Annotated in this window: 14 protein-coding genes; 6 read left to right on the top strand and 8 right to left on the bottom strand. The window is 47.4% G+C overall.

What is annotated here, in order from left to right; genetic code table 11:
* Positions 1–87: 87 nt before the first annotated feature.
* Positions 88–1,209: an aminotransferase class V-fold PLP-dependent enzyme gene (locus tag MO387_RS14850; RefSeq protein ID WP_107949649.1), complete on the bottom strand. Its 1,122-nt coding sequence runs from the start codon at positions 1,207–1,209 to the stop codon at positions 88–90.
* A 4-nt stretch (positions 1,210–1,213) separates the two neighbouring features.
* Positions 1,214–2,392, bottom strand: a complete 1,179-nt coding sequence (locus tag MO387_RS14845) for a monodechloroaminopyrrolnitrin synthase PrnB family protein (protein ID WP_107949651.1) — start codon at positions 2,390–2,392, stop codon at positions 1,214–1,216.
* A gap of 265 nt (positions 2,393–2,657) precedes the next feature.
* On the opposite strand from MO387_RS14845, the gene MO387_RS14840 reads away from it, so the two are divergent.
* Complete coding sequence (locus tag MO387_RS14840; protein ID WP_006086569.1) at positions 2,658–4,001, top strand: anaerobic C4-dicarboxylate transporter; 1,344 nt, start codon at positions 2,658–2,660, stop codon at positions 3,999–4,001.
* Positions 4,002–4,068: 67 nt separating this feature from the next.
* Here the strand turns inward: MO387_RS14840 and MO387_RS14835 are convergent, their stop codons facing one another.
* Entirely contained in the window at positions 4,069–4,680 is a 612-nt protein-coding gene (locus MO387_RS14835; protein ID WP_107949653.1) for a TetR/AcrR family transcriptional regulator, read from the bottom strand.
* A gap of 156 nt (positions 4,681–4,836) precedes the next feature.
* On the opposite strand from MO387_RS14835, the gene MO387_RS14830 reads away from it, so the two are divergent.
* The 3 genes from MO387_RS14830 to MO387_RS14820 all read left to right on the top strand — a co-directional run bounded on the left by MO387_RS14830 (position 4,837) and on the right by MO387_RS14820 (position 7,432).
* Positions 4,837–5,922 (top strand): MBL fold metallo-hydrolase, encoded by a 1,086-nt coding sequence (locus tag MO387_RS14830; protein ID WP_107949655.1) that lies wholly within the window; start codon positions 4,837–4,839, stop codon positions 5,920–5,922.
* 367 nt (positions 5,923–6,289) lie between these two features.
* On the top strand, positions 6,290–6,880 hold the full coding sequence (locus tag MO387_RS14825; protein ID WP_107949657.1) for a hypothetical protein: 591 nt from the start codon (positions 6,290–6,292) through the stop codon (positions 6,878–6,880).
* Positions 6,881–6,919: 39 nt separating this feature from the next.
* Complete coding sequence (locus MO387_RS14820) at positions 6,920–7,432, top strand: M23 family metallopeptidase (protein ID WP_107949659.1); 513 nt, start codon at positions 6,920–6,922, stop codon at positions 7,430–7,432.
* Positions 7,433–7,565: 133 nt separating this feature from the next.
* On the opposite strand, the gene MO387_RS14815 is transcribed toward MO387_RS14820, so the two are convergent.
* Positions 7,566–7,835 carry a DUF2986 domain-containing protein gene (locus MO387_RS14815; RefSeq protein ID WP_325050860.1) on the bottom strand — a complete coding sequence of 90 codons (270 nt, stop codon included), beginning with the start codon at positions 7,833–7,835 and terminating at the stop codon, positions 7,566–7,568.
* A gap of 380 nt (positions 7,836–8,215) precedes the next feature.
* Here MO387_RS14815 and MO387_RS14810 point away from each other — a divergent pair, with 380 nt between their 5' ends.
* Positions 8,216–10,393 (top strand): TonB-dependent receptor, encoded by a 2,178-nt coding sequence (locus MO387_RS14810; protein ID WP_107949662.1) that lies wholly within the window; start codon positions 8,216–8,218, stop codon positions 10,391–10,393.
* Positions 10,394–10,465: 72 nt separating this feature from the next.
* On the opposite strand, the gene MO387_RS14805 is transcribed toward MO387_RS14810, so the two are convergent.
* Positions 10,466–10,633 carry a YqaE/Pmp3 family membrane protein gene (locus MO387_RS14805; protein ID WP_006079767.1) on the bottom strand — a complete coding sequence of 56 codons (168 nt, stop codon included), beginning with the start codon at positions 10,631–10,633 and terminating at the stop codon, positions 10,466–10,468.
* A gap of 263 nt (positions 10,634–10,896) precedes the next feature.
* Between MO387_RS14805 and MO387_RS14800 the strand changes: the two genes are divergently transcribed.
* Positions 10,897–12,066, top strand: a complete 1,170-nt coding sequence (locus MO387_RS14800; protein WP_107949664.1) for a GGDEF domain-containing protein — start codon at positions 10,897–10,899, stop codon at positions 12,064–12,066.
* Positions 12,067–12,114: 48 nt separating this feature from the next.
* Here the strand turns inward: MO387_RS14800 and MO387_RS14795 are convergent, their stop codons facing one another.
* From MO387_RS14795 to MO387_RS14785, 3 genes are read right to left on the bottom strand one after another with little or no spacing between them, the layout of a single operon-like run.
* On the bottom strand, positions 12,115–12,807 hold the full coding sequence (locus MO387_RS14795) for a TIGR01621 family pseudouridine synthase (protein WP_107949666.1): 693 nt from the start codon (positions 12,805–12,807) through the stop codon (positions 12,115–12,117).
* Between the two features lie 33 nt (positions 12,808–12,840).
* Entirely contained in the window at positions 12,841–14,097 is a 1,257-nt protein-coding gene (locus MO387_RS14790; RefSeq protein ID WP_107949668.1) for a HAMP domain-containing histidine kinase, read from the bottom strand.
* 49 nt (positions 14,098–14,146) lie between these two features.
* Positions 14,147–14,824: a response regulator transcription factor gene (locus tag MO387_RS14785; RefSeq protein ID WP_006079763.1), complete on the bottom strand. Its 678-nt coding sequence runs from the start codon at positions 14,822–14,824 to the stop codon at positions 14,147–14,149.
* Positions 14,825–14,872: the final 48 nt, after the last annotated feature.

The following is a 14,872-nucleotide window of genomic DNA, read 5'->3' as shown; positions in this document are numbered from 1 at the left end:
CTGAGTGTTGTGTCTTGTTAGTTATGCCTTGTTAGTTGCAGTTACGTAGTACAACCTAGCCTAGTAAGCCATTTTAAATCATTTAAGTTAGCGATTAGCTTTTATCACATCCAGTAACAGCTTGATATCGGCCATATTGTTGTAGATATGCGGCGAAATACGGATCCCCATGCTGCGAGCATCGACGCTGATATTCGCGTTCGCTAATGCCGTCATGATTTGATGTTGTTGCTCACCAAACTGCAAAATCAGCGTACCGCTGCGCTTTTCAACATCCCGTGGCGACACAAACTCATATTCGAGCTCTTGCGCCACGGCATCAATTAACTGCTGATTACATTTACGCAGCAAGGGGATGCCTAGACCTGCAAGGTAATGAATGCTGTGGGCGGCAATGGCATAGGGGGCGATTGAAGGCGTTCCACCCCAGAAGCGCATTGCGGAATGCTGGTAACGAAAATCATGGATATCGAACTCGAACGGATTCTCGTGGCTAAACCACCCCACATCCTTGGGCTGGCAACTCTCCAATATGGCAGGATTAACCCAAAGATAGGCGGCACCAGGGCCGCCGCAGAGCCATTTCACACTCGACCCGATTAAAAAATCAGGTTGTAGGCGCGCGAGATCCAGCGGAATAATCCCTGCCGATTGTGCCACATCCACTAAGCTCAAACAGCCTCGCTCACGGGCTATGGTGAAAATATTGGCTAATGGCGCCTGCTGCCCCGTATTCGAGTAAGCATGGCTGACAAACACCAGATCCACATCGCGACTGATATGCGCGTCCCACACATTAGGGTCAGTGACATCGAGTCCCTTAGGAATAAAACGCACTTCGCAGCTAGCTGGCAGCGCTTTTTTAAGGGCGAAACCCATGCTGGGGAAATCAATCTCACTCATTAACACAACGGCGTGTTCGCGATTTAATCGGTCGAGTGACATAACGATTTTAGTCAGTGCACTGGAAAGATTTACCTGAGGGCAAAAGTCCTTTTGGTGGCCGTTAAACAGTTTGGATAAAGCAAAGGTAAAATCATCAATCACACTCAGCCACTGACCCCAAGGCTCACGCCCCGATTCCTGCCAAGGCGCAAAAAAGGCTTCTTTGAAGACCTGTTCGGCCGATTTTAACGGTCGACCGACGGAATGGTTCAATAGATATCCTGGACCCGCGAGGTAAAAGTCCTTTTTAAAGTCTTCAAACATAGTGTTATCTCAAACTCTCTTTTAATTTTTTAATCTCATAATAACGCGTCCGAATGTCGCTGCGCTGAGCGGCGGCGCGCCTATCTCTGAGTCGCTCCAATGAACCGAGTAGCACATGCAGTGGCGGACCACTGGCGGTAACCTTAGCTAAATGCTGCTGCTCCATACTTGTCGAAGGCTCGGCAATATATTTAGTCACTAACTCATTATGGTGCTGAATCGCAGTCTCGCCATGTAATTCGCAGACTTCGATAAAGAGTCGCAAATTTTCTTGATACCAAGTTTGGTTCGCACTGTCTTTTGCCTGCAGGAAATCATCCATCAAATTCGGTCGACGCATGCACTCACGTAATATCTGCTGATCCTCTGGCATCATGTACAAAAACTTGTCCACCAGCATTTGCGAGTAGGAAGCTTCATTGGCGAAACAAAGACCTAGTGTTAAATCGATCACATTAATCCCCGCAAAATCCCCGGCGTTGGCACCGCGATAAATGACCGAGCCCACCCGATAAGGTTTGTAGTAAGGGCGAACACAGTAAAAGAAACGATCCGTATCTAATCGATTGAATAATTGAGTATTCGACTCAATCACATCCTGCAATGCCTGTTTAGCGACTCGCAGTAAATCGTGACTGATGGGATGGGAAATACCCAAAGGCTGGATCTTCAATAGCGCATCGGCGGCGCGTTTATAGGCCAAAATGCCTTTAGTGTTGTAATCCACAAACAACTTTTCAGCGGGAAGATCGGTAAAGCGCTTATAAATGCCATTGTGGGCACGATTGTGCGTAGTTAAATGTGCGGTAGCAAAGCGCGGCGTGACGCCTATTGAAGCGCCGATGTGCATGGCAAGCGCGGAGGCTTCGGCTAATGGCGATGTGGTTTCCCGCGAAGGCTCGGTAATCTCATGGCGTCGACAGGCCGCCATATACAGGCCCACATTGCCGAGTAAATCAAAAGCACTGTCGAACCCTTCGTCGGTATTGCCCTCATCGAGCAAGGCCTTAATCAACTCTCGCCCTTCACTCTCCAGCGCCAACTTAGCTTCTGCGCCGATATCAAGCACATTGGCCCGATCCGCTTGTTGGTAGTAAAGCTGTTCGAGCTCTGAGTTGAGTTCGACAAAGCGACTGCGGATCCAATCATCGAAGGCTTCGGTATTAAAGGTGGCTGGTTTCACGGGCTTATCCTTGAGTATTGTTATCGTTCTTGTAAACGGAGCGAGCTCAAAGTCTTAGCTCAATCCATAAAACTCGTTAACCAGAATGCAACTTATCGCCACGTGTTTCTAGCGCTAGGTCAAATTTCCGAAAAATCTCATGCCATTTTTTATTTACACCATGCGCCAGCGCAATTTTTCAAACGCTTTTCCTCCGCAAAATGTCCCTGAAAATACTCATCACTCAACAAATCGCTAAGCGGTAGATTCCGCAGAGGTAAATCGGATGATTTTAATGGAATTTATAGTAGTGCTTAGTTGCCTACTACTAGGTACCCGCTACGGCGGTATGGGACTCGGCCTCATCAGCGGCATAGGTTTGTTTTTACTGATATTTGTCTTTGGTTTAGCGCCGGGACAACCACCAGTACAAGTTATGCTAACGATTCTTGCGGTGATCGGCTGTGCGGCCGTATTACAAACCGCAGGCGGTTTGGATGTGATGATGCAGTTTGCCGAGCGCCTACTGCGCCGCCATCCACAATACATCACCATTCTGGCGCCGCTGACCACTTGGACGCTGACCTTCCTTTGCGGTACAGGCCATGTGGTTTACACCATGTTTCCGATTATTTCCGATATCGCGCTGAAGAAAAATATTCGCCCAGAACGCCCAATGGCTGTGGCATCCGTCGCCTCGCAAATGGCAATTTGTGCTTCGCCCGTGTCGGTAGCGGTTGTGTCTATGGTGTCGATTCTCGCATCGCAACAAGGTGTAGGCCGCGCCTACAATCTGCTCGAAATTTTAATGGTATCCGTACCTGCATCGCTTTGCGGTGTGATGGCCGCCGCACTTTGGAGTCTACGTCGCGGTAAAGATTTAGATAAAGACGAAGAGTTCCAAGAACGGATTCAAGATCCTGTCCAAAGAGCTTTTATCTATGACAAGAGCGAAACCCTGCTAAACCAACGTTTTCCTAAGGAAGCTTACTGGGCAACGGGGATTTTCTTTGCGGCTATTGCAGCTGTGGTGCTGTTAGGTTCCTTTAGTGAACTGCGCCCTGCCTTTGAAGTTAAAGGGAAAACGACCTTATTATCGATGAACTTAGTCATCCAGATGATGATGTTAATTGCGGGGGCATTTATCCTAATGACCTGCAAAGTCAAGCCGACAAACATCTCTAATGGCCCGGTCTTTAAAGCGGGCATGGTGGCGATTTTCTCAGTATTTGGGGTGGCGTGGATGAGTGATACTTTCTTCATCAGCCATATGGATGTGCTTAAGGAAAACCTATCCCACGTGGTGCAAAGCCAGCCTTGGACCTATGCCTTAGTGCTGTTCCTCATCTCTAAGCTTGTTAATAGCCAAGCGGCGGCGCTGACTGCCATTGCGCCTATGGGTCTCGCATTAGGAGTCGATCCAAAACTCTTGATCGCTTTCCTCCCTGCAAGCTACGGGTATTTTGTACTGCCTACCTATCCAAGCGATCTGGCCTGTATCGGCTTTGACCGTTCAGGTACAACTAAAATAGGTAAGTTCATTATTAACCACAGCTTTATTATTCCAGGTTTTATCGGCGTGGGTACCGCATCAACCGTCGGTTATCTACTGGCGACAGCCTTGCTCTAGTCTGTATGACATAAATAACAAAGGCCGCAGATGCGGCCTTTATGTTGAATAGCATGGAACGCTAAGTTTAAGCGCGATACATGGCCAAAAACATCTTGATATTGGCGTCGATAATCGCTTGCTGGTGCTCATCATTATTTTGCATATGGAACAGCTTAGGCCAGAATGCAAACGCCTTAAACATGCCCCAAAACTGAGTCGACGCCATTGCAATATCTTCGATATTCAGCGCCTTGTGTTCTACCGCTCCCGCAAGCCAAGCTTCGAGTCCACCTTCTTGCTTCGCAAGCTTCTCCATCGCTTCAGTCGCTTGGACAGGCGAGCGAATAAACTCTGCCATCACCACCCGCGCCACATCGAGAAACTCAGGCTGCTGATACAAAGCCCAGCATCGATGCGCAATTTGCTGCAACTGATCTTCAAGACTCTGCGCCGGATTGTAAACTAAGGTCGCCGCTTCTTTCGTCCGCGCCCACAACTCTGTGGTTGTGGTATCAAACAGCACTTCCTTGCTCGGAAAATGGTTATACACAGTACGTTTAGAAACATTAGCCCGCTGGGCGATCCTGTCCATACTGGCACCCGCAAAGCCATTGACCATAAACTCTTCCCGCGAGGCACGCAGAATCGCCACACGTTTCTGCTGAGAGTTTGTCAATTTAATGGGTTTGTCTGCCATGTTTTCCTACGTCATAAAAATCATTTGTCGACATTTTACACTATCCAGTTTACTTTTACACCGCCATATGTAAACTACACTGTGTAGTTTACTTTTTTAATGTTGTAAACGCGATTTAAGATTGTCTTGACCTTACTACGACTCGGGAGCTTTATCATGGCCACTCAAACAAATACTGGCGCAAACACTAAGACTTCGGCCCATGTTGAGGGTGACAAATTCAGCAATGAAGCTCCCAATACCCACGGTGGTGAAGGTAATTTACTTTCTATTTTATGGCGTTACATGACTGAAAGTATTCCAGATAAGAGCCCAAACCAGCCATTACCGATCCAAAAAATGCAGCTAAACCCAACGGTCGATGCGACACCTATGCTGTATAAAATCAGCCATTCAACAGTGCTGTTACAACTCAACGGTCAATATTGGTTAACCGATCCTGTGTTTTCGAAACGCGCCTCGCCAAGCCAAATGTTTGGGCCAAAACGATTCCACGAGTTGCCGATCGAACTCGATAATATTCCAGTGCTCGCAGGGATTATTTTGTCCCACGATCATTATGATCATTTAGATAAACACAGCATTTTAGCCCTCGCAGAGCGCACGCAAAAATTTATCGTGCCACTGGGCGTAGATAAACATTTACTCGCGTGGGGCGTGCCTGCCAGCAAGATAATCGCGCTCGATTGGTGGCAAGAAACCCAACATGCGGGTCTGAGGTTTACCGCGACGCCGGCACAGCACTTTTCAGGCCGTGGTATCACGGACAAAAACCAAACCCTGTGGGCATCTTGGGTTATTCAGTCCCCTGAACTAAAACTGTTTTTCAGCGGTGATTCCGGTTACTTCGACGGCTTTAAAAAGATTGGCGACAGACTTGGGCCTTTCGATTTAACCTTAATCGAAACAGGTGCCTACGATGAGATGTGGGCAGATATCCACATGCAGCCAGAGCAATCACTGCGGGCGCATTTAGATCTGCGGGGACGACACTTAATTCCGATACATAACAGCAGCTTCGATCTCGCGCTACATAGTTGGTACGAGCCATTGGAACGCATAGCCGTAGCCGCCAAGGCCTATGACGTGCCGCTGCTTACGCCGGAATTTGGTCAAGGGATCAACCTGAGTGAATTAGCCCATAGCCCAGCTTTGAATCACGCTTGGTGGAAAGCCTATTTACCCAAAGACAGAACCGAGTTTGAAATCATTCCGGCGCGTATGAGTTCAGATAAATTCTAAGCTGAACTCTTATCAGCACGTGTATCTAAACCTTTATCAGTACGCTTAAAAACGTTGAATCAGTGGCTCTCCAACAGAAGAGAGCCACTGCGGTTTACCATTCGACAGATTCCCATTTGTCGGCGATCAAAAGCTCACAACTTAAGTATTAAGCTTCTTCCAGCTAACGCTAAACCCTAGACGACAGCTTAGTTACAGGCATAAAATCACTTACCTTGTCATTTTAAATATCCAACTGAATTAACGGTATTAATCCTTCAAGCTGGCCGTATACGGATGAGTAAAATCGCGGGTACAAGAAGTAGATTGGTGATTTGAATCTTTAGAACGCCATGATCAATTAACATTCTCCTGAAGGGTCACGCCAATGTCTTTGCTCACTTGGCTTAAGAAGTATCTTCATCGCGCCTTTCATGGCAACAGCACACTAGAGCGACAAGCTGACTTAGCCGCCATTTTTCATCCCGCGCAAATGCCCGACATCGACTTGCCGACAAACCAAGCCTATCCGCTAGTGACACCAATAGTACAGGCCGATATTTATGCCTATCAAGTTCACGGCTTACTGACCTTAGAAGGCAAGCAAACCTTAGATAGGTTAATCAGCAATGCAGGTTTTGCGGTATTGCCCGAACATGCCGCCAGCTTTAATGGTCTGATAATCCATCCGAGCCAAGCAACCAGTTTGCAGCTCCACCAATATGCCGATTTTGCGGGGATCTGCGTCAGTTTAATCAGCAACGACAAAGCACTATTAGAACAACTGATTGCGTTCAAATCGACTTTACCTCACCCTTGGGAAAGCTTTCCCGATGTCGATCCCGATACACTCTGCAGTCTTCAAGGGAATATCGATTTTTGGTGCAACTATTTTTGGCGCCCCTATTGGCTGTCACTTTCAGCATCTGAGCGCTTGCAGTACCCCGTAAATTGGCAGGAATTCAGTGATTTTCATTAGAGCTTGAGAAAAGCACTAAGGCTTAATGCAGGATAAAAAATGAAGTTAACATATGTTGGATTAGCACTCGCGTTACTGCTACTTGGTGGTTATCTGATCCCTGAGTCACCGGTGATCCCGGTAAAAGGCGCCAGCAGTAAAGATTGGAACAGCCAAACCTTTTGGTATGAACCTTGGGGGCCATCGGGCGTACATAAGGGGATAGATATTTTCGCCGCCAAAAACACCGCCGTGATTGCGCCAACGCCTATGCTGATCTTCTATCGAGGCGACTTCTTTAAAGGAGGCAATGTGGTCGTTGGTCTAGGTCCTAAATGGCAAATTCATTACTTTGCCCATTTAGCACAAATTGAATCAGCCACGGGATTAATTGCCCACCAAGGTGAAACGCTGGGTACTGTCGGCGATACGGGTAATGCTCAAGGTAAACCGCCACATTTGCATTATTCCATTTTGAGCTTATTGCCTAAACCTTGGCTGATAGATACTTCAACCCAAGGATATAAAAAGGCCTTTTATCAAAATCCCATCAGCTACTTAGAAACACACTAAGACTTAGGTGATGAGTAACATAGCGGCTTCACGACAATATCAACTACAAATGAGGGTTCAGCAACTCGCCATGTAGGCAAACTCACTGAATGCCAGCATGGCCGTCACATTATACGAAGAAATGAACGGAGACTTATGATTCTGCAGACTCGCTATCAAGAGTCACAGAATTAACTGCCGCAGTATCCACAGCATGCGACTCGCTATTGGCCTCTGCAGCTAATGCTTCCCTATCCGCCTTCGCAATGTATTTAGGTTTATTGCTCGATTGCAGTTTGGCATTGGCCTTTTTCGCCTTGCTCTTCAAGGTTTGGTTTATCTTCTTTTTGCGGTTCATCAAGGCACCAATGCGGATACGGAATAAAGGGGCGCGATTATAGCCTTCCACCTGCACGCCAGACAATCGAAAGCACTAAGTCAGATCGCCCAACCCGCGACTCATGTTAGCTCAGTTAGTAATCCCCAAGTCATCAAGCCTGCGACCAAACCATCAGATCGCGAAAGCCATGCCAAACGCTAAATAAGGCACAGCCTTAACAACATGAACTCGCACTAGGTAACCCTTGGGGTTAAATCTTGATACCGAGTGCTGTGTCGCAATTTATCAATACTGCCGCAAAATCGCGCAATTTCCTGTATGACACGACTAGACAAGCCGTTATTCCTCCCCTAAAATCGCGAAAGAATAAAAATCGTTATCATTTGTAATGCCGTTTAATGGAATATGGACTTATGCCAAAGGAGCCGGTGTAGCAAACTCATTCGCCCTTAGCAGGAAGTTATATGACATTCAAAACCTCGTTTGTTGCTTTAGCCGTATTTACAGCGCTAAGCCAATCCGCAGCGGCTCAAGATGCCCCCGACAGCAGTTCAAACAACAAAAATAAAGACATAGAAAAAATCACTGTCACCGCGAGTCGGATGGATAAATCCCCCAGCTCAATCCCCAACACCGTCACTATCATCGACCGCGCCCAGTTAGAAGAACAGTTCCGCACCACTAAAGATTTATCGACCATTATCGGTAACTTGGCCCCAAGCTTTTCGCCAAGCCGCCAGAAGATGAGTAACACAGGCGAAACCCTGCGTGGTCGTCCGCCGCTGATCATGATCGACGGCGTACCGCAATCAAACCCACTTCGCAGTGGGGGTCGCTCGGGTCAAACCATAGATCCAGCCATGATTGAGCGTATCGAAATCATTCACGGTGCCAATGCAATGCACGGTCTTGGTGCCCAAGGCGGCATCATCAATTACATAACTAAAAAACCGACGGGCGACAGCGAACAGGTTGCAAGTTTCGATGTGACAGTTCCTGATTCGATGAAATCCAACGGCTTAAGCTTTGGTGCCAGCTATGCGTTTTCTGGCGAGTCAGAATTTATCGACATGATAGGCTCGGTTAGCTATCGCAATAATGGCGTCTATTACGATGCCAACCATAACGTCGTTGGTGTGGACACGACTCAAGGCGAGTCGATGGACAGCCAAAGCAAAGACTTCTTCATTAAGCTTGGCCACAACTTCGACGAGTCGCGCCTTGAGTTAATGGTTAACCATTACACCGCAGACAATAATGGCGATTGGATGCCAGTTGCAGGCGACAAACCCAATGGCGTGCCCACGGGCGCAGTTAAAGAAACCCAGCCATGGGAAGCGGCCAACAATCAAGTGACCACCACCAGTTTGACTTATACCCACGCCAACATTGGTGGCCAACAACTTAACCTGCAACTCTTTAATCAAGATTTTAAAGCGGTTTATGGTGGCGGCTGTTTCGACAGTTTCTACGATCCATCCTTCGAAGGTAGCGACCAAGTGATCCAGTGCGGTGTCGGCAGTAAAGGCGAAAGCTTGTACTACGAGCAATCGCGTAATGCTTCAGTTAAATGGGGGTTAAAAAGCTCATTGATTGCTAAAGATATTGCGGGTTCAGGGATTGATGCGGCCTACGGTGTCGACCTTTTCCGCGATACCACAGAGCAAGATTTAGTGAAAACGGGTTTTTCGTGGGTTCCGGAAAGCACCTATGACAACGTCGCGCCATACTTGCAGTTAGATTATGATTTAATTGAAAATCTAACCTTATCGACCGGTGTTCGTTACGAACATGCCGAATTAAGTGTCGATGACTACAAAACCCTATGGGGTGCGGGCAACAAGCAAATTGCAGGCGGTTCGGCCACCTTCGATGAAACCTTATTCAACGTCGGTATCTCCTACAAAATCACCCCAGACATTCGCGTTTATACCAGCTATAACCAAGGTTTTGGTATGCCAGATATCGGCCGTATTCTGCGTGATGGTAAAAGCTTCCCAGGCGACAATCCCAGCATAGATGACTCATTGGCGCTCACGCCGATCGTCACAGATAACGTCGAAGTTGGTGCCGATTATCAAGGTAAATACTTAAGCGCTAAGTTTGCGTATTATCGTTCGGCCACTGATTTTGGCTCACGTTTAGCCTTAAATGGCGATGGTTTCTACGACGTGAAGCGGGAAAAAAGTGTCATCGAGGGTATCGAAGCCAATGTTACCGCCTACCTCACCAGCAATGATGATCTTGGCATGAACATCGCCATTCAACAGGGCGAATACGATTCAAATGGTGATAATAAAGTCGATACCGATCTCGATGGCGCAAATATTTCGCCCAACCGTATCAACCTGTTCTGGACCCATAACTTCGATAATGACATGTCGACCCGCGTTCAAGCCAACTACTACATGGACCGCGACTTTAAAAATGCCGCGGGCAACAAGTACGCTGAGTTTGATGGCTATACCACAGTCGATGCTTCCTTCTCTATGCCGCTTTACACTGGCACCCTGAGCTTAGGTCTGCAAAACCTGTTTAATAAGGATTATTTCAATTATTACTCACAAACCATGGGTACAAATGATCGTTATTTCAAAGGCATGGGACGTACTGCGACAATAGGCTACACCTTGCCTTTCTAAGTGAAAGGCTCATTTTGAAGCATAAAAAAGCGCAATTAAATTGCGCTTTTTTATTGTGTGGAAGAAAGCAATTTATGCCTTGGTCACGACCCAGAGAGCATGTAATAAACCGGGGAACCAGAACAGTAAACACAACACTATGTTTATCAGCAGATCTTTACCCGCTCCTGCCTTCAAAAATACGGCAACAGGAGGCAATAGAATCGCAATAATGACTAAGAGTAATTTATTTGTATCCATAACAGGGCATCCTTAAAACGGAGATTGTAGGCGAATCAACAGGGTCTAACTTCGCAGGAAGACTCAGAATTTGCAAACATTTTAGCTTACAAGACAGCAAATAACCCAAGTTATTCTCCAAATAAAGGCACTTAATATCGCCATAAATTCAAAAGAGGATACAGCCCACCTCCTGCCGATAAATACAGGTTAAGATATCCTATAAACTTCAACCGAAAATGCCTAAAAGCATCTATAGTTAAAGAAAAATATGAAGTAAAAGAATGATATTTGATCCCCAAGCCCTATTACTCATCAAATTTATTTGCCTACTGGCCAGCACCGCAGCCGTGGCATGGGGACTCATTGCTAAACCCTTACAAATTGCCACTCGGGCCAGTATGCGCTTTTCTCTGGCGAACTTGTTCGTCCTCCTTGGCATCATACTCAACAGCCAACGCTCCGAAGCCTCCAGTTACCTTTTTTGGTTCTGCTCCGATATGGCGATTTTGTTTGGATTCATCCTATTACGCTGGGGTACTAAGGCACTTTTCAGGCTGAGTCCCAGCGTTAAATCCGATCTTTTTCTCTTGGCAATCACGGCCAGTGTGATGCTCTCGGTTCCCCCCAACTTCAGCTCAGAACGTACTTTAGCCGTTGTTTTCTCCGCCTGCGCCGCGCTGATTTTTACCATGCTAACGCGGGATAACTATCAGGCCATTAAACGCGATACGGGGAATCGAGTCGCCATCGCTATGGTCATGCCTTTAGTCGCTATGGTGGGTATTTTTATCATTCGCATCTTTATCGCCCTGCTTTCCCCAGAAGAAAGTCCGATGTTTATCGCCATGCACACGCACGAAGCCATACCTGTGCTGTGGTTTTATGTATTTCTAACCCTATTGATCAATATCGTGATGATAGGTAATGCCATGACGCGACTCGTCAGTAAAATCCGTATGTTAGCGGAGCGGGATCAACTCACAGGCCTGTGGAATCGCCGGGCTATGCATAAGTTTCTCAACAATATCCATCAACGCTGGCTAAGGGATAGTGTGCCTTACAGTATGATTTTATTGGATCTTGACCATTTTAAAGAGATTAACGATCAATACGGTCACGATGCGGGTGATCTCGCCCTGCTGACGGCGGCGAGACTGTTCGGATCGGTATTGCGAGAAAATGATGCCCTATGTCGTCACGGTGGAGAGGAGTTTCTGGTGATTTTGCCCGCGACCGATGCACCCGCCGCCAGAGCCGTGGCCGAGAAATTGCATCAAGTACTTAAGGACAATTCATTTATTTGGCAAGGTGTTACGATAAAAATCCATGCCAGTTTAGGTTACGCCACTATCTATCAAGGATGCCAGCCCGACAAGCTACTCATTCAAGCGGACCAAGCCATGTACCGCGCCAAATCCGAAGGCCGAGACCGTATTTGCCAAGCTTGCTAGGCTTTCGCAAAATCTTGCTAGCCTTACGCAAGAATAACGCGACTCGTATTAATCCCCTTTCGCCGGCCAAGCCAAAGTATCGGGTTCAGACCACTCAATCAGCGCTTCAGTCACACCTTCAGCGGCAAAATGTTCACCTTGAGTCGGCACATCCCTATACGCATAATCACGCCAGCCAGTCGCTTCATCGCCATAGCGAAAATGCAGACAGTAGGCATGCAGATAACAACGATCCGCCGCCGTGCCACCGTATAAATCATCGCCTAAAATCGGTACGCCTAAACTTGCCAAGGCGACTCTTAATTGATGGGTTTTACCCGAATGGGGTTTAAGTAAATATAAACGCAATCCCTCACTGACACTTAATGAAAAAAACTGCGTAATCGCTGGATTCTCTTTAGTGCGCAGCAGTTTAAACATGCTACGCCGCGACTTTGCCATGTCACCAATCACCCAGCCTTGCTTCTTCTTCGGCTTACCTTTCGCGAGGGCGAGGTAATATTTCTGCACTTTATGGGCGGTAAATAGCTCAGTAAATTGCTTAGCGGCGACAGCGCTTTTGGCCAGAATCAACAGACCAGACGTGGGTGTGTCTAATCTATGCACGGCAAAAAGCTTAATCCCTAAATCTTGCTCAGCCTGCGCCACCACGCCCGCCGTTCCATCCTGACTGTGAAAATGCACTTTGGCTGATTTGGAGATAACAAGGAAGTCAGCCTCATCGGCTATGATTCGATACATGGAGTTCTCGACGCTGTAATGCGGATCATCGACTTAAAACTTAATAGTGACCACTAAGCCGGGATGATTATCCGTGAGATTAATTTTGGCATTGTGCCGTGAGAGAATCGCTTTGACCATAGATAATCCTAAACCTGTACCCTGTAAATGCCGGCTAGGGTCGAGGCGCACTAAGCGTTCGAACACTCTTTCTTTACTCTCGTCTGGAATACCAGGGCCATTATCGCGGATCTGAATTTGTGGGCCTGATTGGATAATTTCAATCCGCGCACCTTGGCCAGAATACTTCATCGCGTTATCGACGAGATTATATAAAGCTTGGAATAATAAGTATTTATCACCAAATACCTTATGGTCAGCCAACAGCGACAAACTCAAGGTTTGCTCATTGGATTCTGCCACGGCATCGGCCATGTCCAACAAATCGGTACACAGTTGCGCTAGGCTTAACTCCTGTAAATCGAGCGTCTGCTGACCTTCTTCGATACGCGTGAGTGACAACATGGCATCAAATGTCGCTAAACAATGGTCGAGCTCCTCGGTCAAAATGGCGCAACCTTCGCTAATCTCATCACTCGGCTTACTCGCCAGCTCTTCAAGACCAATGCGGATATGTGACAGTGGAGTACGTAAATCATGGGCGATATTATCGGTCGCGCCGCGCACTGCCATCAGGTTATTTTCGAGGATATCCAGCACATTATTAAACTGTAGCGCCAACATATCAAACTCATCCTGACGCCAACTCAACGGCAAGCGGGTGTCATAGTGGCCGCGTTCAATCTGTTCACTCAAGCGGTTGTATTGCACTAATCGACGTAAAATCGCCTTAGAAAACAGATAGCCAAGCGCTAAGGTCAACACTATGGTAAGCATCACGGCTGTCGCTGCGGCGCTGATAAACTTATCGATTAATGTCGCTAAGTTATCGGTACGGGTCGCAATCAACACTGGGCCGTAGCGGGTCATCACCAGCCCGCCGGTAAGAATATGCAGCTTATCCGGACCACCGGTTAAGATGGGGAAATCCCGCGTTTGCGGCAGCATGGGCATGCCTTCGGGCATAAAGCTCAAGGCACCGACCATATCGTAGCTATTACGCCAAGCGATCAGAGCGGTTTGTGGATCGGCGGCGCGGATTTGAGCGGCAAAACTACGGCGGTCAACCGTTAGGGCAAGTTGCTGATAACGTTGTGTCTCTGACTCTAAATATTGAGTCACTTGATACTGTTGCTCGATGATCAACTGTCGATAGAGGGCAAATAGCAGCGCCCCAATGATCACCGTCACTAAGGTCGAAAAGACGATTGTGATGCGCCAGGCGCTGCTTTGGTAAGGCTTAATGCCTTTGTCGTAAGCGATAACCCGCTCCCCTCACGGTTTCGATAAGCTCGCCATGGCCTAACTCTTCAAATTTACGGCGTAATTTTGCGATATGCACATCGATAACGTTCGTGCGCGGGTCGAAGTGATAATCCCACACTGCTTCAAACAATAAGGTGCGGCTAATCACTTGATTCGCATGTTCCATCAGATACTTAAGTAACTGGAATTCTTTCGGCTGCAGCATCAACTCTTGCCCGTCTAAGGTCACATTACGGGTCAGTAACTCCATCTTCAAACCACCGACAACGAGATCTGTGGTGACCGGCACAGATTGACCACGGTGCATAAGTTTTTCGGCGCGCACTAATAACTCAGAGAAGGCAAACGGCTTAGTCATATAGTCATCGCCGCCCGCGCGCAGGCCTTTCACTCGCTCATCAACGTGCGCTAAGGCAGATAAAATCAGCACTGGGGTTTGATTGCCCGTTGCCCTTAAGGCGGCCAATAATTTTAAGCCATCGAGCTGGGGTAACATGCGGTCGAGGATCACGAGATCGTACTGACTACTCGTGGCGAGTGACAAACCTTGGTGGCCATCGCTCGCCGTTTCGATATTGTGGCCCTGCTCAAGAAATCCTTTGACGATGTAATCAATCGTCGTCGCATCATCTTCAACTAAAAGTATTTTCATCTGTATGTTGCGCTCCTCAATCCTAAATACTCGTTTGAGCACTCGATT

It is taken from the genome of Shewanella sp. N2AIL (genome assembly GCF_022690845.1).
Classification (GTDB): domain Bacteria; phylum Pseudomonadota; class Gammaproteobacteria; order Enterobacterales; family Shewanellaceae; genus Shewanella; species Shewanella baltica.
The sequence above is the reverse complement of the archived record's forward strand: the minus strand, read 5'-3'. Positions and strand labels throughout refer to the sequence as shown.

What these genes read in the sequence shown, in the direction of transcription:
- MO387_RS14850 (WP_107949649.1), bottom strand. Translation starts at nt 1,209, where the DNA reads ATGTTTGAAGACTTTAAAAAGGACTTTTACCTCGCGGGTCCAGGATAT.
- MO387_RS14840 (WP_006086569.1), top strand. Translation starts at nt 2,658, where the DNA reads ATGATTTTAATGGAATTTATAGTAGTGCTTAGTTGCCTACTACTAGGT.
- MO387_RS14835 (WP_107949653.1), bottom strand. Translation starts at nt 4,680, where the DNA reads ATGGCAGACAAACCCATTAAATTGACAAACTCTCAGCAGAAACGTGTG.
- MO387_RS14830 (WP_107949655.1), top strand. Translation starts at nt 4,837, where the DNA reads ATGGCCACTCAAACAAATACTGGCGCAAACACTAAGACTTCGGCCCAT.
- MO387_RS14825 (WP_107949657.1), top strand. Translation starts at nt 6,290, where the DNA reads ATGTCTTTGCTCACTTGGCTTAAGAAGTATCTTCATCGCGCCTTTCAT.
- MO387_RS14820 (WP_107949659.1), top strand. Translation starts at nt 6,920, where the DNA reads ATGAAGTTAACATATGTTGGATTAGCACTCGCGTTACTGCTACTTGGT.
- MO387_RS14810 (WP_107949662.1), top strand. Translation starts at nt 8,216, where the DNA reads ATGACATTCAAAACCTCGTTTGTTGCTTTAGCCGTATTTACAGCGCTA.
- MO387_RS14805 (WP_006079767.1), bottom strand. Translation starts at nt 10,633, where the DNA reads ATGGATACAAATAAATTACTCTTAGTCATTATTGCGATTCTATTGCCT.
- MO387_RS14800 (WP_107949664.1), top strand. Translation starts at nt 10,897, where the DNA reads ATGATATTTGATCCCCAAGCCCTATTACTCATCAAATTTATTTGCCTA.
- MO387_RS14795 (WP_107949666.1), bottom strand. Translation starts at nt 12,807, where the DNA reads ATGTATCGAATCATAGCCGATGAGGCTGACTTCCTTGTTATCTCCAAA.
- MO387_RS14785 (WP_006079763.1), bottom strand. Translation starts at nt 14,824, where the DNA reads ATGAAAATACTTTTAGTTGAAGATGATGCGACGACGATTGATTACATC.